Origin of the sequence: Klebsiella sp. Lac1, assembly GCF_009825425.1 — a bacterium.
In the GTDB taxonomy this organism is placed as follows: domain Bacteria; phylum Pseudomonadota; class Gammaproteobacteria; order Enterobacterales; family Enterobacteriaceae; genus Klebsiella; species Klebsiella electrica.
This window is the reverse complement of record NZ_VJZJ01000002.1, coordinates 273,890-293,433: the sequence shown is the minus strand read 5'-3', so window position 1 is coordinate 293,433 and position 19,544 is coordinate 273,890. Positions and strand designations below refer to the sequence as shown.

Here is a 19,544-nt window from a genome sequence, read left to right as displayed (position 1 = left end):
AATTGCTTGTTTCATGGCTTAAACGTCATTTATTCTCTTTGGTCTTCGAAATCATCGCTAAGATTAAATGACTCACTGGTTCCGCATATCAGGTTTTTTCTGACGAACCAAAGCCGTAATAACGTTAAGATTAACACGAAGTCACCGCAACAGCGGACATGAGTTACGAAAGCTTTCAATTCTATCCGTAGCCACCGTCGTTGTCTTTAAGATTCAGGAGCGTAGTGCATGGAGTTCAGTGTAAAAAGCGGTAGCCCGGAGAAACAGCGGAGTGCCTGTATCGTAGTCGGCGTCTTTGAACCGCGTCGCCTCTCCCCGATTGCCGAACAACTCGATAAAATCAGTGACGGCTATATCAGCGCGCTGCTGCGTCGCGGTGAACTGGAAGGTAAGCCTGGCCAGACGCTGCTGCTGCACCATGTGCCCAATATTCTGTCAGAACGTATTCTGCTGATTGGCTGTGGCAAAGAGCGTGAGCTGGACGAGCGTCAGTACAAGCAGGTCATTCAGAAAACCATTAATACTTTGAATGATACCGGTTCAATGGAAGCCGTCTGCTTCCTGACCGAACTGCATGTGAAAGGCCGTAACAACTACTGGAAAGTTCGCCAGGCCGTTGAGACCGCCAAAGAGACGCTGTACAGCTTCGATCAGTTGAAAACCAACAAAAGCGAGCCGCGTCGCCCGCTGCGTAAAATGGTCTTCAACGTCCCAACCCGTCGCGAGCTGACCAGCGGCGAGCGCGCCATCCAGCACGGACTGGCCATTGCCGCCGGTATCAAAGCGGCCAAAGATCTCGGCAATATGCCGCCAAACATCTGTAACGCCGCCTATCTGGCCTCTCAGGCCCGTCAGCTGGCCGATACCTACAGTCAGAATGTGATCACCCGCGTCATCGGCGAACAGCAGATGAAAGAGCTGGGCATGAACTCGTACCTGGCGGTCGGCAACGGTTCGCAGAATGAATCGCTGATGTCGGTGATTGAATACAAAGGCAACCCGGCGGAAGATGCGCGGCCGATTGTGTTGGTCGGCAAAGGGCTGACCTTTGACTCCGGCGGTATCTCCATCAAGCCTGCCGAAGGCATGGACGAGATGAAGTACGACATGTGCGGCGCGGCGGCGGTCTACGGCGTGATGCGCATGGTTGCTGAACTTCAGCTGCCGCTGAACGTGATTGGCGTTCTCGCCGGCTGTGAAAACATGCCTGGCGGCCGCGCCTATCGTCCGGGCGATGTCCTGACGACCATGTCCGGTCAAACCGTTGAAGTGCTGAATACCGACGCCGAAGGCCGTCTGGTGCTGTGCGATGTGCTGACCTATGTTGAGCGTTTCGAACCGGAAGCGGTGATTGACGTCGCCACGCTGACCGGCGCGTGCGTGATTGCCCTCGGTCATCACATCACCGGCCTGATGTCTAACCACAATCCGCTGGCTCATGAGCTGATCGGCGCATCCGAACTGGCGGGCGACCGCGCATGGCGTTTACCGCTGGGCGACGAATATCAGGATCAGCTGGAGTCTAACTTCGCGGATATGGCTAATATCGGCGGGCGTCCTGGCGGGGCGATCACCGCCGGCTGCTTCCTGTCCCGCTTTACCCGTAAGTACAACTGGGCGCACCTGGATATCGCCGGTACCGCATGGCGTTCCGGGAAAGCGAAAGGCGCTACCGGCCGTCCGGTTGCCCTGCTGTCGCAGTTCCTGCTCAATCGCGCCGGGTTTACTGGCGAAGAGTAATTGCCGTCTGATGCCCGGCGGCGCTACGCTTGCCGGGCCTACGCAAAGATGCCGTTTGTAGGCCGGGTCAGCGCAGCGCCACCCGGCTTAAGCATTTAAAGTCACCACAAGAAGCCCCATATATGAAAAACGCAACGTTCTACCTTCTGGACAATGACCACACCGTTGAGGGCCTCAGCGCCGTCGAGCAACTGGTGTGTGACATCGCCGCAGAACGTTGGCGCAGCGGCAAACGCGTGCTTATCGCCTGTGAAGACGAACAGCAGGCCATCCGTCTGGATGAAGCGCTGTGGGCCCGCCCAGCGGAAAGCTTCGTCCCGCATAATCTGGCGGGAGAAGGCCCCAGAGGCGGCGCGCCGGTGGAAATCGCCTGGCCGCAAAAGCGCAACAGCAGCCCGCGGGATATTCTGATCAGTCTGCGGCTAAACTTTGCAGATTTTGCCACCGCTTTCACAGAAGTGATAGACTTTGTCCCTTACGAAGATTCTCTGAAACAACTGGCGCGCGAACGCTACAAAGCGTATCGCATGGCTGGTTTCAACCTGAATACGGCAACCTGGAAATAATGGAAAAGACATACAACCCACAAGATATCGAACAGCCGCTCTACGAGCACTGGGAAAAGCAGGGCTATTTCAAACCGAATGGTGATGAAAGCCAGGAGAGCTTCTGCATCATGATCCCGCCGCCGAACGTCACCGGCAGTTTGCATATGGGTCATGCTTTCCAGCAAACCATCATGGATACCATGATTCGCTACCAGCGCATGCAGGGTAAAAACACCCTGTGGCAGGCCGGTACCGACCACGCGGGTATCGCGACCCAGATGGTGGTTGAACGTAAGATTGCCGCAGAAGAAGGGAAAACTCGCCACGACTACGGTCGCGACGCCTTTATCGATAAAATCTGGCAGTGGAAAGCGGAATCCGGCGGCACCATTACCCGTCAGATGCGCCGCCTCGGCAACTCTGTGGACTGGGAGCGCGAGCGCTTCACCATGGACGAAGGTCTTTCCAACGCCGTGAAAGAAGTCTTTGTTCGCCTGTACAAAGAAGATCTGATTTACCGCGGCAAGCGCCTGGTCAACTGGGACCCGAAACTGCGCACCGCCATCTCTGACCTGGAAGTGGAAAACCGCGAGTCTAAAGGCTCCATGTGGCACATCCGCTACCCGCTGGCCGACGGCGCAAAAACCGCCGACGGTAAAGATTACCTGGTGGTGGCGACCACCCGTCCGGAAACTCTGCTGGGCGATACCGGCGTGGCCGTTAACCCGGAAGATCCGCGTTATAAAGATCTGATCGGTAAATTCGTGGTGCTGCCGCTGATTAACCGCCGCATTCCAGTCGTCGGCGACGAACACGCTGACATGGAAAAAGGTACCGGCTGCGTGAAAATCACCCCGGCGCACGACTTTAACGACTATGAAGTCGGGAAACGTCATGCCCTGCCGATGATCAATATCCTGACCTTTGACGGCGACATCCGCGAAAGCGCGCAGGTGTACGACACCAAAGGCGAAGAGTCCGACGTTTACTCCGCAGAGATCCCGGCTGAATTCCAGAAGCTGGAGCGTTTCGCGGCGCGTAAAGCCGTGGTGGCGGCCATCGATGCGCTCGGCCTGCTCGAAGAGATCAAACCTCACGATCTGACCGTGCCGTACGGCGACCGTGGCGGTGTGGTGATCGAGCCGATGCTGACCGACCAGTGGTACGTGCGTGCCGACGTGCTGGCGAAGCCTGCCGTAGAAGCAGTGGAAAACGGCGACATTCAGTTCGTGCCGAAGCAGTACGAAAACATGTACTTCTCCTGGATGCGCGATATTCAGGACTGGTGTATCTCCCGTCAGCTGTGGTGGGGTCACCGTATCCCGGCGTGGTATGACAACGAAGGCAACGTCTACGTAGGCCGCACCGAAGACGAAGTGCGTCAGGAGAACAACCTCTCCGCCGACGTCGCGCTGCGCCAGGACGAAGACGTGCTCGACACCTGGTTCTCCTCCGCGCTGTGGACCTTCTCCACCCTCGGCTGGCCGGAAAACACCGACGCGCTGCGTCAGTTCCACCCGACCAGCGTGATGGTCTCCGGTTTCGACATCATCTTCTTCTGGATTGCCCGCATGATCATGATGACCATGCATTTCATCAAAGATGAAAACGGCAAACCGCAGGTACCGTTCCATACCGTCTACATGACCGGTCTGATTCGTGACGACGAAGGCCAGAAGATGTCCAAATCCAAGGGCAACGTGATTGACCCGCTGGATATGGTTGACGGTATTTCTTTGGCCGATCTGCTGGAAAAACGTACCGGCAACATGATGCAGCCGCAGCTGGCGGAGAAAATCGCCAGACGCACCGAGAAACAGTTCCCGAACGGGATCGAGCCGCACGGCACCGACGCCCTGCGCTTCACCCTGGCGGCGCTGGCTTCGACCGGCCGCGACATCAACTGGGACATGAAGCGTCTGGAAGGTTACCGTAACTTCTGCAACAAGCTGTGGAACGCCAGCCGTTTCGTGCTGATGAACACCGAAGATCAGGATTGCGGCTTTAACGGCGGCGAACAGGTGCTCTCCCTCGCCGATCGCTGGATCCTGGCTGAATTTAACCAGACCATCAAAGCGTACCGCGAAGCGCTGGATAATTTCCGCTTCGATATCGCCGCGGGCATCCTGTATGAGTTCACCTGGAACCAGTTCTGCGACTGGTACCTGGAGCTGACCAAACCGGTGATGACCGGCGGCTCTGAAGCGGAACTGCGCGGCACTCGCCACACCCTGGTGAGCGTGCTGGAAGGTCTGCTGCGTCTGGCGCACCCGATCATTCCGTTCATCACCGAAACCATCTGGCAGCGTGTGAAAACCATCGTCGGTATCGATGCGGACACCATCATGCTGCAGCCGTTCCCGGCATACGATGCGGCACAGGTTGATGAAGCGGCGCTGGCCGATACAGAATGGCTGAAGCAGGCGATTATCGCCGTACGTAATATCCGTGCGGAAATGAACATCGCCCCGGGCAAACCGCTCGAACTGCTGCTGCGCGGTTGCAGCGCCGACGCTCAGCGTCGCGTGACCGACAACCAGAGCTTCCTGCAGTCCATGGCGCGTCTGGAAAGCATCACCGTCCTGCCAGCCGACGACAAAGGTCCGGTTTCCGTCACCAAAATCATCGACGGCGCCGAGCTGCTGATCCCGATGGCGGGTCTCATCAACAAAGAAGATGAGCTGGCGCGTCTGGCGAAAGAAGTGGCGAAGATCGACGGGGAAATCAGCCGCATCGAAAGCAAACTGGCCAACGAAGGCTTTGTCGCTCGCGCACCGGAAGCGGTGATCGCCAAAGAGCGTGAGAAGCTGGACGGTTATGCCGAAGCGAAAAGCAAACTGATCGAACAGCAGGCGGTCATCGCCGCGCTGTAATCCTCCTGCCCCTTGCCGGCTCAGGCAAGGGGCGTTTTTATCCGCGATACCCGCTTGCGCTCCCCCCGCTCGCGATGTTATTAACAACACCATCCGTCATTTGCTATGAGTCATCGTATGAATACGAGCGCGACCATCACGGCGTCGCTGCGCCGCATCACCGCTGAAGATAATGCAGCTATCGCCAACGTTATCCGCCAGGTTTCTGCGGAATACGGCCTGACGGCCGATAAAGGCTATACGGTCGCCGACCCTAACCTCGATGAGCTTTTTGAGCTCTACAGCCAGCCAGGCTCCGCCTATTGGGTGGTTGAACAGGATGGCCGGGTGGTCGGTGGCGGCGGCGTTGCCCCGCTGGCGCATAGCGAACCGGATATCTGCGAACTACAGAAAATGTATTTTATGACCTCTGCCCGTGGCCAGGGGCTGGCGAAAAAGCTGGCGCTGCTGGCGTTAGATTATGCCCGCGAGCAGGGTTTCAAACGCTGCTATCTGGAAACCACCGCCTTCCTGAAAGAAGCCGTCGGGCTATACGAGCACCTCGGCTTCGAACATATCGACGGGCCGCTTGGCCGCACTGGTCATGTCGATTGCGAAGTACGGATGCTGAAAACGCTGTAAGCGCTCGTCCCCACCCGCCGCGGTTCCCCGGTCGCGCGATGCTTATCGGGGCTACGGCTCAAGGCGCGCGGTTTGGTAGCCCGGATAAGGCGCGTAGCGCCGCTATCCGGGAACAACGCATCAGGCGATAACCGGCACGCCGCTGTGGAAACGAAACTCCGCCTCCGGAGCATTAATTAACGCCGCTTCCGCCTCGCCAAGCTGGCGTATGCGTTCACTGATATCCTCTTCGGCAATCTGCTGTGCCAGATCGAGGTAATCCTGATAGTGCCGCGCTTCCGAGCGCAGCAGCGACAGATAGAACTTTTGCAGATCGTCATTCAGCCACGGCGCCAGCGCGGCAAAGCGCTCGCAGGAGCGCGCTTCAATATAGGCTCCGCAAATCAGCTTATCGATCAGCATCACCGGTTCGTGGGAGCGCACTTCTCTGCGTAACCCGCGGGCATAATGACTGGCGGTGATTTTGACGTACGGGATATCGTGGGCCAGCATCATTTCCCGCACCTGCCAGAAATGGTGCAGCTCTTCTTTAATCAGCAGCACCATGCTGTCCACCAGCTGACGGCCCCACGGATCGTCGGTCTGCGGCATGGTGCTTTTATTAATCCGTTTATGCAGCGCGACGAAATCCGGCTCGGGCCCCCAGCGGTAGGTAAAGTCCTCATACGGCTTCAGGCAGGCCAGCAGCTCGTCGGCCCCCTCTTTATCAGCAACATATTTACGTACCAGCAGCAACGCGTTTTGCGCCGCTTTTAGCTCGCAGACCATATGGTCAGTCAGCAGCAGCGGGAGATTTTCCGGCTTACGGGCTTCATCAATCCACGCCTGTGGGGTTGGGCAGTGCAGGAAGTCGCGTATGGGGGCGAGTATTTGCGGGTAGTCCATTGAGGTTCCTTGCTATACGGTAACGGCTGGCGGCCGTTATCGCATCCAGACAGACACAATATTATTGTTCAGGGTATAACGAGACGAAAACCCCGACAACATAGCGAACGATGTCAGCGGGGTTTCTGTGTGTAGCCAGCAAAGACGCGGCCTGAAGGATGACGTGCGGGTTTATTTAGTGGCGAACGCCGTCATCGTCTTCATCAACGAAATCGTCGTCATCTTCTTCATCGCCCTCTTCGCCGTTCGGGTCCTCATAGTAAGTGCCCCAACCGTCATATTCGACGTCGAATTTTTCCGCCAGAGTCATCAGCTGCTCAACCTGGGCATCAATCAGCTCCACCTTCAGGGCGCTTTCGCTCAGGATGTCACAGCAGATAACCACTTCGCCCTCTTCCACTTCCAGCTCTTCCGGCTCGGTCACTTCGTAACCCAGCTTGAAGGCCTCGACAGCCACTTTCTCCAGCGTTTCGAAGTCATCGGCAGAGAGATGGTGTTCAATGGTGTACAGCGCGTCCGGATCGCTGCCGTCTTCGAGCAGCTCTTCGATAATCAGACGCGTTTCTTCACGCTGTTCTTCCAGTAGTTCCGGGTTTGCCATGGCTCGTTCCTCATAATGTGCGGCAGATACTTCTATTGTCACATACCGCCGTGATTGCCTCCACCTTTGCGCGAAAGATTTGTGCAACGGGGTTGCAAATGAATATTCATACATATAAATTGAATTTTAATTCAATATAGGGCTTAAGCCATGTGAGGGAATCATGTCCGCGTTTTATCAGAAGCATTTTTTAAAGTTACTCGATTTTACCCCTGCAGAAATCACCGCCCTGCTGACGCTGGCGGCCAGACTGAAAACCGATAAAAAAAACGGTATTGAAATCCAGCATCTGGCTGGCAAAAACATCGCGCTCATCTTCGAAAAAGACTCTACCCGTACACGATGCTCTTTCGAAGTTGCCGCATTTGATCAGGGTGCCCGCGTCACCTATCTCGGGCCAAGCGGCAGCCAGATAGGCCATAAAGAATCCATTAAAGATACCGCCCGCGTGCTGGGGCGGATGTATGACGGTATTCAATACCGCGGCCATGGGCAAGAGATTGTTGAGACGCTCGCCAGCTATGCCGGTGTCCCGGTGTGGAACGGTCTGACCAACGAGTTTCATCCCACCCAGCTGCTGGCGGACCTGCTGACCATGCAGGAGCATCTGCCGGGCAAAGCCTTTAACGAAATGACCCTGGTGTATGCAGGCGACGCCCGCAACAACATGGGCAACTCGATGCTCGAAGCCGCGGCGTTGACCGGGCTGGATCTGCGCCTGGTGGCTCCTGAGGCCTGCTGGCCCGAAGAGAACCTGGTGGCGGAATGTCGGGCGCTGGCGCAGAAAAACGGCGGCAACATCACGCTGACCGAAGATATCGCGGCGGGCGTGAAAGGGGCAGACTTTATCTATACCGATGTGTGGGTGTCGATGGGCGAAGCCAAAGAGAAGTGGGCGGAGCGTATTGCGCTGCTGCGCGCTTATCAGGTGAATAGCGACATGATGGCGCTGACCGGCAATCCGCAGGTGAAGTTCCTGCACTGCCTGCCCGCCTTCCATGACGATCAAACGACCCTTGGTCAGCAGATGGCGGCGGAATACGGCCTGCATGGCGGCATGGAAGTGACTGACGAGGTCTTTGAGTCGCCGGCAAGCATCGTCTTCGATCAGGCGGAAAACCGGATGCACACCATCAAAGCGGTGATGGTGGCGACGCTGAGTAAATAGTCGTTCTTTCGCGGTATGTTCCCGGATTGCGCGACGCTTATCCGGGCTACCTCTCCCGTAGCCCCGGTAAGCGTCGCGCCACCGGGGGATTTTTACGCCATCAGCATCTTCACTACCGCCTTACGCACTTTGGCCGGTTCGTCCACGGCACACAGCGGCTTATGCACTTCTCCCGGATAAAAGACCACAAAATCACCCTCGTTCAGAATGACGGTTTTCTCCTGTTCGCCGGCCGGCAGGAACGCAATATCTTTCTCCGTCAGCCAGTCGATGTCCGGTGCGCCGGCAGGTCGGGTGCTGAAGGTCATGGCTTCCTGACCGCGTAGCACTATCTGGATATCCAGATAGCGCGCGTGGTATTCCGCGAGGCGGGCGACAAGAGGTTCGGTCGTATCTTCCGAAATCATATAAAACACGTTATTACCGTCAATATCGTATTTGCCGGGCGGCGTCTCTTCGCTAACGTGCGCTTTAACGTGCTCAATCGCCTGGCGCAACGCGTCCGGCAGCCAGGCCTGCAGATGGTGAATGTGACCAACGAACATAATACCCCTCAAAGATAAAACAGCTTTTCATTTTTTGTTTTATACGCCCCTTGACACTACCATACCACATATTTTTTGCGGTTTTTTGCACTGACGCAGACTTATCGAAGCAATCGTTTACCTGTTTGTGTACTAATCGCTTGATCCGAAATTTGAGCTGCGTATAATGCCGGTCGATTTGCCGGGAGGAAGCATGGTCTACTGCGTACGACATTCTGTTTTACCGCGTCTGAACACAGGCGCTGGCGTAGCGTTTTTCTTTCCGTTGCTCAATAAATTCTCGAAGCCCCTTATTTAAGGGGCTTTTTTTTTGCCCAGGCGTCAGGAGATAAACATGGCTAACCCGCTATATCAAAAACATATCATTTCCATAAACGATCTCAGCCGAGAAGACCTCGAACTGGTCCTGGCGACCGCTGCAAAACTGAAAGCCAACCCACAGCCGGAACTGCTGAAGCATAAGGTTATCGCCAGCTGTTTCTTTGAAGCCTCGACCCGTACCCGCCTGTCGTTTGAAACGTCGATGCACCGCCTCGGCGCCAGCGTGGTGGGCTTCTCCGACAGCAGCAACACTTCGCTGGGCAAAAAAGGCGAAACCCTGGCCGACACCATTTCGGTTATCAGCACCTACGTTGACGCCATCGTCATGCGTCACCCGCAGGAAGGGGCTTCGCGCCTGGCGACCGAATTTTCCGGCGGCATCCCGGTACTCAACGCCGGCGATGGCGCTAACCAGCACCCGACGCAGACCCTGCTGGATCTCTTCACCATCCAGGAAACGCAGGGCCGTCTGGAAAACCTCAACGTCGCGATGGTCGGCGACCTGAAATATGGCCGCACCGTCCATTCGCTGACCCAGGCGCTGGCGAAATTTAACGGCAACCGCTTCTACTTTATCGCCCCGGACGCGCTGGCGATGCCGCAGTACATCCTCGATATGCTGGATGAACAAGGGATTGCCTGGAGCCTGCACAGCACCTTTGAAGAGGTGATGGCAGAGGTGGATATTCTGTACATGACCCGTGTGCAGAAAGAGCGTCTTGACCCGTCGGAATACGCCAACGTGAAAGCGCAGTTTGTCCTGCGCGCCGCCGACCTCGAAGGCGCCCGTGACAATATGAAAGTGCTGCACCCGCTGCCGCGCATTGATGAAATCACCACCGATGTCGATAAAACGCCGCACGCCTGGTACTTCCAGCAGGCCGGCAACGGCATCTTCGCCCGCCAGGCGTTACTGGCGCTGGTACTAAATCGCGATCTGGCACTCTAAGGGGGAAAAAGAGATGACACACGACAATAAATTACAGGTAGAAGCCATTAAACGCGGCACCGTTATCGACCACATCCCGGCGCAGGTGGGCTTTAAACTGCTGACCTTGTTCAAACTGACCGAGACCGATCAGCGTATCACCATCGGCCTGAACCTGCCGTCAGGCGAGATGGGCCGCAAAGATTTAATCAAAATCGAAAACACCTTCCTCACCGACGAGCAGGTCAACCAGCTCTCCCTGTATGCGCCGCAGGCGACGGTCAACCGCATCGATGATTATGAAGTAGTCGGTAAGTCACGCCCGAATCTGCCGGATCGGATTAACAGCGTACTGGTCTGCCCGAACAGTAACTGCATCAGCCACGCCGAGCCGGTTTCCTCCAGTTTTGCGGTGAAAAAGCGCGAAAACGATATCGCGCTGAAGTGCAAATATTGCGAAAAAGAGTTTTCGCACTATGTCGTTCTGGCCAACTAATTGAGGTTGGTATTGACAACCCGGCTCCCTATAATGGCCGGGTTCCATACGCGCTATCCTTCAAGCTGCTTCTTTGTCGGCCGTGCGGGCGATTCGCCCCTTGTCGCGTCGATGCAACTCGAAGGATTTTGCCTCCCCATTTAATAATGCTGTTATTCAGGAGAACTCATGTCTAAAACTATCGCGACGGAAAATGCACCGGCAGCCATCGGCCCGTATATTCAGGGTGTCGATCTGGGCAGCATGATCATCACTTCCGGCCAGATCCCCGTCGATCCGAAAACCGGTAGCGTGCCGGAAGATGTCGCCGCTCAGGCGCGTCAGTCTCTGGACAACGTCAAAGCTATCGTTGAAGCCGCTGGCCTGAAAGTCGGCGATATTGTTAAAACCACCGTGTTCGTTAAAGATCTGAACGACTTCGCCACCGTGAATGCCGCTTATGAAGCGTTCTTCACCGAACATCACGCGACCTTCCCGGCGCGCTCCTGCGTTGAAGTGGCTCGCCTGCCGAAAGATGTGAAGATCGAGATCGAAGCGATCGCTATCCGTCGCTAATCCTCGCTTCCCCCTCACCCATACGCTTTTCCCCCTGCGCCGGGTGAGGGAGTTTTACTACTCGACCTTCGTCGCCCGCAGCCGTTTCTCCAGCGAATACACCGCCGCGATCGCCAGCTCATCCCGCGTTTTCTCCGCCTCGTCCAGCTGCGCCTGAGTATAAAACAGCCCGTCGCTGGCCTTCTGTTGCCGTTTCAGATAGCGCGTGGAGGCAAAGCGCCAGCCCCGATCGTCGGTCAGATGCCAGAGGAAGACGTTCAGCCTGGCCGCTACCATGCCGTCAATCTGGCGCTTGATCGCCTCCAGCGGCATGACGTGGCGAGCGGAATCCAGCAGCAGCCCGCAGGCGCGCCATCAATCGTGACGTCAGGAATCGTCGTATTTCAGCGCCGTTCTGCATCAACTGGTCAGCAGGCCATAACGCACAGAGTTCAGCATAAGTTTTCCTGTTGATGGCGGGCCAAAAAAAGCAAAACATTGGGTTAACATGCGTGCAAAAGAGCGTCAAGCCAAGGGGACGGCGGGGTTCACAACTTTCTGAGATTTAAGATAAAGGCCAAAAAGACCGCCCTCCCTTGAGGGAGAGCGGTCGGCACAAAGACGGGTTATTGCCAGCCGTAGCGACGGCTGTAGAAGCCTTTCACCATCTGCGTCAGCGTCATGTAGCCTGCCAGAATGGCAATCAGCCACGGGAAGTAGCTCAGCGGCAGGGCCTGCAGCTGCAGATAGCCCGCCAGCGGCGAGAACGGCAGGGCGATACCAATCAGCATCACCACCATCGTCATGGCAAACAGCGGCCACGCGGCGCGGCTCTGCACAAACGGAATCCGCCGCGTACGGATCATATGCACAATCAGCGTTTGCGACAGCAGCCCTTCAATAAACCAGCCCGACTGGAACAGCGTCTGGGCTTCCGGCACGTTGGCATGGAACACCCACCACATCAGGCAGAAGGTCAGGATATCGAAAATTGAGCTTATCGGGCCAAAGAAGACCATAAAGCGCCCCAGTTCCGAGGGGTTCCAGCGCTGCGGCTTTTGAATCTGCTCGTCGTCGACGTTATCAAACGGGATCGCCACCTGGGATACATCGTACAGCAGGTTCTGGATCAGTAAGTGCAGCGGCAGCATCGGCAGGAACGGCAGGAAGGCGCTCGCCACCAGCACGCTGAAGACGTTACCAAAGTTCGAACTGGCGGTCATTTTGATGTACTTCAGCATGTTGGCGAAAGTGCGGCGACCTTCGATCACCCCCTCCTCCAGCACCATCAGGCTTTTTTCCAGCAGGATGATATCCGCGGCCTCGCGCGCAATATCTACCGCGCCATCCACGGAGATACCGATATCCGCCGCGCGCAGCGCCGGAGCATCGTTGATGCCGTCGCCCATAAAGCCGACCACATGGCCTTCGCGTTTAAGCAGCGTGACGATGCGCTCTTTATGTAACGGCGCCAGACGTGCAAACAGGGTCGTGCGTTTAGCCAGCGTCGCCAGCTCGTCATCGCTCATGCCTTCAATCTGACTACCGGTGACCACCTCGCCGGCGTCCAGCCCCACCTCATGGCACACTTTCGCCGCCACCAGCTCGCTATCGCCGGTGAGAATTTTGACGGTAATCCCGCTGGCCTTCAGCGCTTTCAGCGCCGGGGCGGTGGTCTCTTTCGGCGGGTCGAGGAAGGCGATGTAGCCTTCGAGAATCAGATCGGACTCGTCGATGCGCTGATAGTCGCCTTCACGCGCGGGCAGATATTTGGTCGCCACCGCCACTACGCGCAGCCCCTGGCGATTGAGGGTATCGGTGACGCGTTTGATACGGCGCAGCATGGTATCGTCCAGCGGCACGATTTCACCGTTGTGGCGCACCTGGGTCGAGACGTTGAGGATCTCCTGCAGCGCGCCTTTGCAGATCAGCTGATGCACGCCGTCTTGTTCACTCACCACCACCGACATACGGCGACGTTCGAAGTCGAACGGAATCTCATCGACTTTCTGCCAGCGTTCAGAAAGCTGGCGTGCCGCCTCCAGATCCACCCCTTCCAGCACCGCCTTATCGAGCAGGTTTTTCAACCCGGTCTGATAGTGGCTGTTCAGCCATGCGCAATGCAGAACTCGTTCGCTGACCTTACCGGAAATATCAGTATGGTTTTCCAGTACGATTTTATCCTGAGTCAGGGTGCCGGTTTTATCCGTGCACAGGATGTCCATCGCGCCAAAGTTCTGAATCGCGTCGAGGTGCTTCACGATGACTTTCTGTTTCGACAGCTTTACCGCCCCGCGCGCCAGGGTTGAGGTAACAATCATCGGCAACATTTCCGGCGTCAGGCCCACCGCTACCGAAAGGGCAAACAGCGCGGCTTCCCACCAGTCGCCTTTGGTATAGCCGTTAATCAACAGCACCACCGGCGCCATCACCAGCATAAAGCGGATCAGCAACATGCTGACGCGGCTGATGCCTTTCTGGAACGCATTAGGTTCGCTCTCCTGCTCGCTAACCCGTCCGGCCAGCTGACCAAACCAGGTGTTGCCGCCGGTGGCGAAGACCATCGCCTGCGCCGATCCGCTCACCACGTTGGTGCCCATAAAGCACAGGGTATCGCACTCCAGCGGGTTGCTCTGCTGCGGGTCGCGGCTGCGCACCACTTTTTCAACCGGCAGCGATTCACCGGTCAGCGACGCCTGGGCCACGAACAGATCCCGCGCCTGGAGAATACGCAGGTCCGCCGGGATCATATCCCCGGCCGACAGCTTGACGATATCGCCTGGCACCAGGCGGTCAATCGGCAGTTCGCACCAGCGGCTTTCGCCCTGTTCGTTGACCACCCGCAGCACCGTCGCGGTGTTGCTGACCATCGCCTTCAGCGCATCCGCCGCTTTGGTCGAGCGGGCTTCCTGAATGAAGTTGAGCAGCGTGGAGATCCCCACCATCAGCGCAATCACTCCCGCGGCAAACAGGTCTTCCGTCGAATACGAGACGATGCCCAGCACGGTCAGCAGCAGGTTGAACGGGTTGCGGTAGCAGGTCCAGAGATGCACCCACCACGGCGCCGGTTTTTGCGCCGGAATTTGGTTATCGCCATAGCGGGCAATTTTCTGCGCTACGTCGGCGTCGTTAAGCCCTTCCGGGTGGCTTTCGAAGGCGCGCCAGATTTCATTTTCGTCCATCGCCGCGACGTTCAGGCAGTGCTTACCCAGCGAATCCGGAATCGGCGCAGTGGCCAGATTGCGGGCATCAGGTAACGGATCGCGCTGAACCAGTCGGCGCGGCAAATGGCGGCTGAGCTGTGTAAACAGCTGCCGGGTGATATTTTTCAGCATAAACAGTCCCTCCACGCTCGCACAGGCGAACGCGGCAAAACAGACAGGTACGAGAACCTTACCCGTCAGGTATTATTTTTTTATGGCAGGGACATCAAGGACGTCACTGCTTTACGCTTCCGGTAAAGCAGTGTTAAGCAGGCTTACCGGAAAAGGATGTAACTCCATCGAGGATGAGGAGTGGGATCGGGGTCCATATAATCTCCGGTAAGTGAGTAAAAGCGGCGCGAGAGAACCGCGAGCAACAGGCATTTTATCGCCACTGTCGGAATGATAACCCCGCGTAACTAAACAAGACGTAAACCAGACTTTGCTCATTGCGGTTTGGTTGAGTAGCATTAGGCTCACTTCTGGCGGACTACGACGAGACCTCTGCATGCAAAACCGGCTGACCATCAAAGATATCGCGCGCTTAAGCGGCGTCGGGAAATCGACGGTATCCCGCGTGCTCAATAACGAAAGCGGCGTCAATGAGCGCACCCGTGAACGGGTCGAGGCGGTTATGCAGCAGCACGGCTTCTCGCCCTCCCGTTCAGCGCGGGCGATGCGGGGTCAAAGCGACAAAGTGGTTGCCATTATCGTCACCCGTCTGGACTCGCTGTCGGAAAACCTTGCCGTACAGACGATGCTGCCCGCCTTTTACGAGCAGGGCTACGATCCGATTATGATGGAAAGCCAGTTTTCTCCCGCGCTGGTCAACGAACACCTGGGGATCCTCGCCCGCCGCCATATCGACGGCGTGGTGCTGTTCGGCTTTACCGGTATTAGCGAAGAGATGCTGACGCCGTGGCGGGAATCGATGGTGCTGCTGGCCCGCGATGCGCCGGGGTTCGCCTCCGTCTGCTACGATGACAACGGCGCGGTGAACATGCTGATGCAGCGCCTGTACGATGACGGCCATCGGCATATCAGCTTCCTCGGGGTGCCGCATAGCGACGTCACCACCGGGCAGCGCCGCCATCAGGCGTACCTCAATTTTTGTGAGCAGCATCGGTTGACTCCGTCCGCCGCCCTGCCGGGCCTGGCCATGAAACAGGGTTATGAAAATGTCGCCAGCGTTCTGACCCCCGATACCAGCGCGCTGGTGTGCGCGACCGATACCCTCGCCCTCGGCGCCAGCAAGTATTTGCAAGAGCAACGCATTGGACATCTGCAGGTCGCCAGCGTCGGCAGTACGCCGCTGATGAAGTTCCTCCATCCGGAAATCCTCACCGTGAATCCCGGTTACGCCGAGGCCGGTCGCCAGGCGGCCCAGCAGCTGATCGCCCAGATCGGCGGCCACGCTGAACCTCGTCAAATCGTCATCCCCGCCGCGCTGATTTAAGCCCGTTTGTGGGATTTATGTGATCGTTGCTGCGTTTCGGGAACGTTCCCATTTTGAAAGTTGAACGGAGCGGTTAGGATTCGTCTCAGGTCATTACGCAATCTCTCCCCTCTGTTTTGAGGCCTCATCATGAGTAAAGTAAATCAGCAGGACATCGATAAATTAATCGAACTGGTCGGCGGGCGCGATAACATTGCCACCGTCAGTCACTGTATTACCCGTCTGCGCTTTGTGCTGAATAACCCGGCCATCGCCAGACCGAAAGAAATTGAACAACTGCGTATGGTGAAGGGCTGCTTTACCAACGCCGGGCAGTTCCAGGTGGTGATCGGCACAGACGTCGGCGATTACTACACAGCCCTGCTGGCCACCACCGGCAAAGCCTCTGCCGATAAAGAGCAGGCGAAACAGGCCGCGCGGCAAAACATGAAGTGGCACGAGCAGCTGATTTCGCACTTTGCCGAGATCTTCTTCCCGCTGCTGCCGGCGCTGATCAGCGGCGGTCTGATCCTCGGTTTCCGTAACGTGATCGGCGATCTGCCGATGAGCAACGGGCAGACGCTGGCGCAAATGCACCCGTCGCTGAAAACCCTTTATGACTTCCTGTGGCTGATTGGCGAAGCCATCTTCTTCTATCTACCGGTCGGTATCTGCTGGTCCGCGGTGAAGAAAATGGGCGGCACGCCGATCCTCGGCATCGTGCTCGGCGTCACGCTGGTCTCTCCGCAACTGATGAACGCCTATCTACTGGGCCAGCAGGTGCCGGAAGTGTGGAACTTCGGCCTGTTTACGATTGCGAAGGTCGGCTATCAGGCGCAGGTCATCCCGGCGCTGCTGGCGGGTCTGGCGCTCGGCTTTATCGAAACGCGCCTGAAACGCATGGTCCCTGATTATCTGTATCTGGTGGTGGTGCCGGTCTGCTCGCTGATTCTGGCGGTATTCCTCGCCCACGCCTTTATCGGTCCGTTTGGCCGGATGATCGGCGACGGCGTCGCCTTTGCCGTGCGCCACCTGATGACCGGCAGTTTCGCGCCGATTGGCGCCGCGCTGTTCGGCTTCCTCTACGCACCGCTGGTCATTACCGGGGTCCACCAGACCACGCTGGCTATCGATATGCAGATGATTCAAAGCATGGGCGGTACGCCGGTGTGGCCGCTGATTGCGCTGTCCAACATCGCCCAGGCGTCTGCCGTGGTCGGCATTATTATCGCCAGCCGCAAACAGAACGAACGCGAGATCTCGGTCCCGGCCGCTATCTCGGCCTACCTCGGGGTCACCGAACCGGCGATGTACGGGATCAACCTGAAATACCGCTTCCCGATGCTCTGCGCGATGATCGGCTCTGGTCTTGCCGGGTTGTTGTGCGGCCTGAACGGCGTGATGGCGAACGGGATTGGCGTCGGCGGCCTGCCGGGCATCCTCTCTATTCAGCCGACTTACTGGCAGGTGTACGGTTTAGCGATGGTCATCGCGGTCGTGGTACCGATTGTGCTCACCACCGTCGTCTATCAGCGTAAGTTCCGTCAGGGCACGTTACAGATTGTCTGATTTTTTCTTCCGGGGCGCGCTGGCGCCCCCTTCGTTGTAGCAGGAAAGCGATATGAATACCCTCCCCCACTGGTGGCAAAACGGCGTTATTTATCAAATTTATCCGAAGAGTTTCCAGGACACGACCGGCAGCGGGACCGGCGATCTGCGTGGGGTCACCTCGCGCCTCGACTATCTGCAAAAACTTGGCGTGGACGCCATCTGGCTGACGCCCTTCTACGTCTCTCCGCAGGTCGATAACGGCTATGATGTGGCGAACTATACCGCCATCGACCCCGCTTACGGCACGCTGGATGATTTCGACGAACTGGTGGCCGAGGCGAAAACCCGCGGCATCCGCATCGTGCTGGATATGGTTTTCAACCATACCTCTACCGCCCATGCCTGGTTTCGCGAGTCGTTAAACAAAGAGAGCCCGTACCGCCAGTTTTATCTCTGGCGCGATGGCGAACCGACGACGCCGCCCAATAACTGGCGCTCGAAGTTTGGCGGCAACGCCTGGCAGTGGCACGCAGAGAGCGGGCTGTACTACCTGCATCTGTTCGCGCCGGAACAGGCGGATCTCAACTGGGAAAACCCGGCCGTGCGCGCGGAACTCAAAAAGGTGTGCGAGTTCTGGGCCGACCGCGGCGTCGACGGCCTGCGGCTCGATGTGGTCAACCTGATTTCGAAAGATCAAACCTTCCCCTCGGATACCCAGGGCGATGGCCGCCGTTTTTATACCGACGGTCCGCGGGTCCACGAATTCCTGCAGGAGATGAGCCGCGATGTCTTCACGCCGCGTAATCTGATGACGGTCGGCGAGATGTCCTCCACCTCACTGGAACATTGCCAGCAATATGCCGCACAGGACGGTCGCGAGCTGTCGATGACCTTTAACTTCCACCATCTGAAGGTGGACTATCCCGGCGGTGAAAAATGGACCCTCGCGCGCCCGGACTACGTGGCGCTGAAAGCGCTGTTCAGCCACTGGCAGCAGGGCATGCACAACCGGGCGTGGAATGCGCTGTTCTGGTGTAACCACGATCAGCCGCGCATCGTGTCGCGTTTTGGCGATGAAGGCGAATATCGGGTAGCGGCGGCAAAAATGCTGGCGATGGTCCTGCACGGCATGCAGGGCACTCCCTACATTTATCAGGGCGAAGAGATTGGCATGACCAATCCGCACTTCTCGCAGATCGACGAGTATCGCGACCTCGAGAGCCATAACATGTTTATTGAGCGCTCGGCGCAGGGCCAGGCACCCGACGAGCTGCTGGCGATTCTGGCGAGTAAATCGCGCGATAACAGCCGCACGCCGATGCAGTGGAACGCTCGCGAGCAGGGTGGATTTACCGCCGGTGAACCGTGGATTGCGCTGTGCGATAACTATCAGACGATCAACGTCGAGGCGGCGCTGGCGGATGCGGATTCGGTCTTTTACACCTATCAGCAGCTGATTGCGCTGCGTAAAACCACGCCGGTGCTGACCTGGGGCGACTATCAGGATCTGCTGCCTGAGCATCCGTCGCTGTGGTGCTATCGCCGCCAGTGGCAAGGGAAAACGCTGGTCGTCGCGGCAAACCTGAGCCGCGAGTTCCAGGGCTGGCAGCCGGAGGAGGCGGACGGCGACTGGCAGGTATTGATAAGCAATTACGCGGAAGCGGCGAATCGCCCTGCCGCCATGACCCTGCGGCCGTTTGAAGCGGTATGGTGGTTACAGGAATAAGCCCTGGCGCGCTGCGCTTACCGGGCTACGGGTCGGCCAACTTTGCCGGGCCCGTAGCCCGCAACCGGCACGCTATCCCCTGCCGCAGCAGGTCGATTGACTCAGCGCCACCGTGATGGTTTGAGGCACGGTATTTCCGGCCTGAATACTTCCACCCTCCAGGCCAATTTTTGCTTATTTTATAGTCAGATAAATTTACATAAGTCCCAGCGCCCACCATCCGTACTCTCACCTTTTTACTTTGTTCTGCATCAATAAAATCGCAAACATCTTTGATGCAAATCACTACATATAGAATTTAGAATGCATCTCGGCCCTACATCTTGTATTAATCGTCTATTATGTCAGCACATCCCATCGTTCTGTGGC

General features: G+C 57.2%; 19 protein-coding genes. 13 read left to right on the top strand and 6 right to left on the bottom strand.

Annotation, left to right across the window (positions count from 1 at the left end; all coding sequences use genetic code 11):
* Positions 1–228: 228 nt before the first annotated feature.
* From pepA to FNY10_RS16790, 4 genes are all read left to right on the top strand, one after another.
* On the top strand, positions 229–1,740 hold the full coding sequence (pepA, locus tag FNY10_RS16805) for a leucyl aminopeptidase (protein WP_100685358.1): 1,512 nt from the start codon (positions 229–231) through the stop codon (positions 1,738–1,740).
* 122 nt (positions 1,741–1,862) lie between these two features.
* The gene (gene holC / locus FNY10_RS16800) at positions 1,863–2,306 is read left to right on the top strand and encodes a DNA polymerase III subunit chi (protein WP_100685359.1); all 444 of its coding nucleotides are present in this window, start codon (positions 1,863–1,865) and stop codon (positions 2,304–2,306) included.
* Positions 2,306–5,161 (top strand): valine--tRNA ligase, encoded by a 2,856-nt coding sequence (locus tag FNY10_RS16795; RefSeq protein ID WP_131049442.1) that lies wholly within the window; start codon positions 2,306–2,308, stop codon positions 5,159–5,161. Before holC ends, FNY10_RS16795 begins: the two co-directional genes overlap by 1 nt.
* A gap of 117 nt (positions 5,162–5,278) precedes the next feature.
* Positions 5,279–5,782 (top strand): GNAT family N-acetyltransferase, encoded by a 504-nt coding sequence (locus tag FNY10_RS16790; protein WP_100685361.1) that lies wholly within the window; start codon positions 5,279–5,281, stop codon positions 5,780–5,782.
* 120 nt (positions 5,783–5,902) lie between these two features.
* Here FNY10_RS16790 and miaE read toward each other — a convergent pair whose 3' ends face one another.
* Positions 5,903–6,667: a tRNA isopentenyl-2-thiomethyl-A-37 hydroxylase MiaE gene (gene miaE / locus FNY10_RS16785; RefSeq protein WP_131049441.1), complete on the bottom strand. Its 765-nt coding sequence runs from the start codon at positions 6,665–6,667 to the stop codon at positions 5,903–5,905.
* A 175-nt stretch (positions 6,668–6,842) separates the two neighbouring features.
* Positions 6,843–7,268, bottom strand: coding sequence for a ribonuclease E inhibitor RraB (gene rraB, locus FNY10_RS16780; RefSeq protein WP_100685363.1), 426 nt, complete (start codon positions 7,266–7,268; stop codon positions 6,843–6,845).
* Between the two features lie 163 nt (positions 7,269–7,431).
* Here rraB and argF point away from each other — a divergent pair, with 163 nt between their 5' ends.
* Entirely contained in the window at positions 7,432–8,436 is a 1,005-nt protein-coding gene (gene argF, locus FNY10_RS16775; RefSeq protein ID WP_100685364.1) for an ornithine carbamoyltransferase, read from the top strand.
* A 92-nt stretch (positions 8,437–8,528) separates the two neighbouring features.
* Here argF and FNY10_RS16770 read toward each other — a convergent pair whose 3' ends face one another.
* Complete coding sequence (locus FNY10_RS16770) at positions 8,529–8,981, bottom strand: YhcH/YjgK/YiaL family protein (RefSeq protein ID WP_160702447.1); 453 nt, start codon at positions 8,979–8,981, stop codon at positions 8,529–8,531.
* A gap of 193 nt (positions 8,982–9,174) precedes the next feature.
* On the opposite strand from FNY10_RS16770, the gene FNY10_RS16765 reads away from it, so the two are divergent.
* The 5 genes from FNY10_RS16765 (at position 9,175) to ridA (ending at position 11,281) form a co-directional block, all read left to right on the top strand.
* Entirely contained in the window at positions 9,175–9,279 is a 105-nt protein-coding gene (locus FNY10_RS16765; protein ID WP_100685367.1) for a pyrBI operon leader peptide, read from the top strand.
* Positions 9,254–9,313, top strand: a complete 60-nt coding sequence (locus tag FNY10_RS27370; protein WP_112150686.1) for a pyrBI operon leader peptide — start codon at positions 9,254–9,256, stop codon at positions 9,311–9,313. The genes FNY10_RS16765 and FNY10_RS27370 overlap by 26 nt, the downstream gene beginning before the upstream one ends.
* Positions 9,314–9,315: 2 nt before the next feature.
* The gene (gene pyrB / locus FNY10_RS16755) at positions 9,316–10,251 is read left to right on the top strand and encodes an aspartate carbamoyltransferase (RefSeq protein ID WP_131049437.1); all 936 of its coding nucleotides are present in this window, start codon (positions 9,316–9,318) and stop codon (positions 10,249–10,251) included.
* A gap of 13 nt (positions 10,252–10,264) precedes the next feature.
* Entirely contained in the window at positions 10,265–10,726 is a 462-nt protein-coding gene (gene pyrI, locus FNY10_RS16750) for an aspartate carbamoyltransferase regulatory subunit (RefSeq protein WP_100685369.1), read from the top strand.
* Positions 10,727–10,894: 168 nt separating this feature from the next.
* On the top strand, positions 10,895–11,281 hold the full coding sequence (gene ridA, locus FNY10_RS16745; RefSeq protein ID WP_160702449.1) for a 2-iminobutanoate/2-iminopropanoate deaminase: 387 nt from the start codon (positions 10,895–10,897) through the stop codon (positions 11,279–11,281).
* Between the two features lie 57 nt (positions 11,282–11,338).
* Here the strand turns inward: ridA and FNY10_RS16740 are convergent, their stop codons facing one another.
* From FNY10_RS16740 to mgtL, 3 genes are all read right to left on the bottom strand, one after another.
* Positions 11,339–11,593, bottom strand: a complete 255-nt coding sequence (locus tag FNY10_RS16740) for a family 20 glycosylhydrolase (protein ID WP_416309019.1) — start codon at positions 11,591–11,593, stop codon at positions 11,339–11,341.
* Between the two features lie 293 nt (positions 11,594–11,886).
* Positions 11,887–14,595 carry a magnesium-translocating P-type ATPase gene (gene mgtA, locus FNY10_RS16735; protein WP_131049436.1) on the bottom strand — a complete coding sequence of 903 codons (2,709 nt, stop codon included), beginning with the start codon at positions 14,593–14,595 and terminating at the stop codon, positions 11,887–11,889.
* A gap of 143 nt (positions 14,596–14,738) precedes the next feature.
* Positions 14,739–14,792: a mgtA regulatory leader peptide MgtL gene (gene mgtL / locus FNY10_RS27365; RefSeq protein ID WP_155417144.1), complete on the bottom strand. Its 54-nt coding sequence runs from the start codon at positions 14,790–14,792 to the stop codon at positions 14,739–14,741.
* Positions 14,793–14,971: 179 nt separating this feature from the next.
* On the opposite strand from mgtL, the gene treR reads away from it, so the two are divergent.
* From treR to treC, 3 genes are all read left to right on the top strand, one after another.
* Positions 14,972–15,919: a trehalose operon repressor TreR gene (gene treR / locus FNY10_RS16725; protein WP_131049435.1), complete on the top strand. Its 948-nt coding sequence runs from the start codon at positions 14,972–14,974 to the stop codon at positions 15,917–15,919.
* Positions 15,920–16,048: 129 nt separating this feature from the next.
* Complete coding sequence (gene treB / locus FNY10_RS16720; protein WP_100685372.1) at positions 16,049–17,467, top strand: PTS trehalose transporter subunit IIBC; 1,419 nt, start codon at positions 16,049–16,051, stop codon at positions 17,465–17,467.
* Between the two features lie 52 nt (positions 17,468–17,519).
* Positions 17,520–19,175 (top strand): alpha,alpha-phosphotrehalase, encoded by a 1,656-nt coding sequence (treC, locus tag FNY10_RS16715; protein ID WP_160702451.1) that lies wholly within the window; start codon positions 17,520–17,522, stop codon positions 19,173–19,175.
* The last annotated feature ends 369 nt before the right edge of the window (positions 19,176–19,544 follow it).

Coding starts and splice junctions, on each gene's coding strand:
- pepA (WP_100685358.1), top strand. CDS start 229: ATGGAGTTCAGTGTAAAAAGCGGTAGCCCGGAGAAACAGCGGAGTGCC.
- holC (WP_100685359.1), top strand. CDS start 1,863: ATGAAAAACGCAACGTTCTACCTTCTGGACAATGACCACACCGTTGAG.
- FNY10_RS16795 (WP_131049442.1), top strand. CDS start 2,306: ATGGAAAAGACATACAACCCACAAGATATCGAACAGCCGCTCTACGAG.
- FNY10_RS16790 (WP_100685361.1), top strand. CDS start 5,279: ATGAATACGAGCGCGACCATCACGGCGTCGCTGCGCCGCATCACCGCT.
- miaE (WP_131049441.1), bottom strand. CDS start 6,667: ATGGACTACCCGCAAATACTCGCCCCCATACGCGACTTCCTGCACTGC.
- rraB (WP_100685363.1), bottom strand. CDS start 7,268: ATGGCAAACCCGGAACTACTGGAAGAACAGCGTGAAGAAACGCGTCTG.
- argF (WP_100685364.1), top strand. CDS start 7,432: ATGTCCGCGTTTTATCAGAAGCATTTTTTAAAGTTACTCGATTTTACC.
- FNY10_RS16770 (WP_160702447.1), bottom strand. CDS start 8,981: ATGTTCGTTGGTCACATTCACCATCTGCAGGCCTGGCTGCCGGACGCG.
- FNY10_RS16765 (WP_100685367.1), top strand. CDS start 9,175: ATGGTCTACTGCGTACGACATTCTGTTTTACCGCGTCTGAACACAGGC.
- pyrB (WP_131049437.1), top strand. CDS start 9,316: ATGGCTAACCCGCTATATCAAAAACATATCATTTCCATAAACGATCTC.
- pyrI (WP_100685369.1), top strand. CDS start 10,265: ATGACACACGACAATAAATTACAGGTAGAAGCCATTAAACGCGGCACC.
- ridA (WP_160702449.1), top strand. CDS start 10,895: ATGTCTAAAACTATCGCGACGGAAAATGCACCGGCAGCCATCGGCCCG.
- FNY10_RS16740 (WP_416309019.1), bottom strand. CDS start 11,593: ATGCCGCTGGAGGCGATCAAGCGCCAGATTGACGGCATGGTAGCGGCC.
- mgtA (WP_131049436.1), bottom strand. CDS start 14,595: ATGCTGAAAAATATCACCCGGCAGCTGTTTACACAGCTCAGCCGCCAT.
- treR (WP_131049435.1), top strand. CDS start 14,972: ATGCAAAACCGGCTGACCATCAAAGATATCGCGCGCTTAAGCGGCGTC.
- treB (WP_100685372.1), top strand. CDS start 16,049: ATGAGTAAAGTAAATCAGCAGGACATCGATAAATTAATCGAACTGGTC.
- treC (WP_160702451.1), top strand. CDS start 17,520: ATGAATACCCTCCCCCACTGGTGGCAAAACGGCGTTATTTATCAAATT.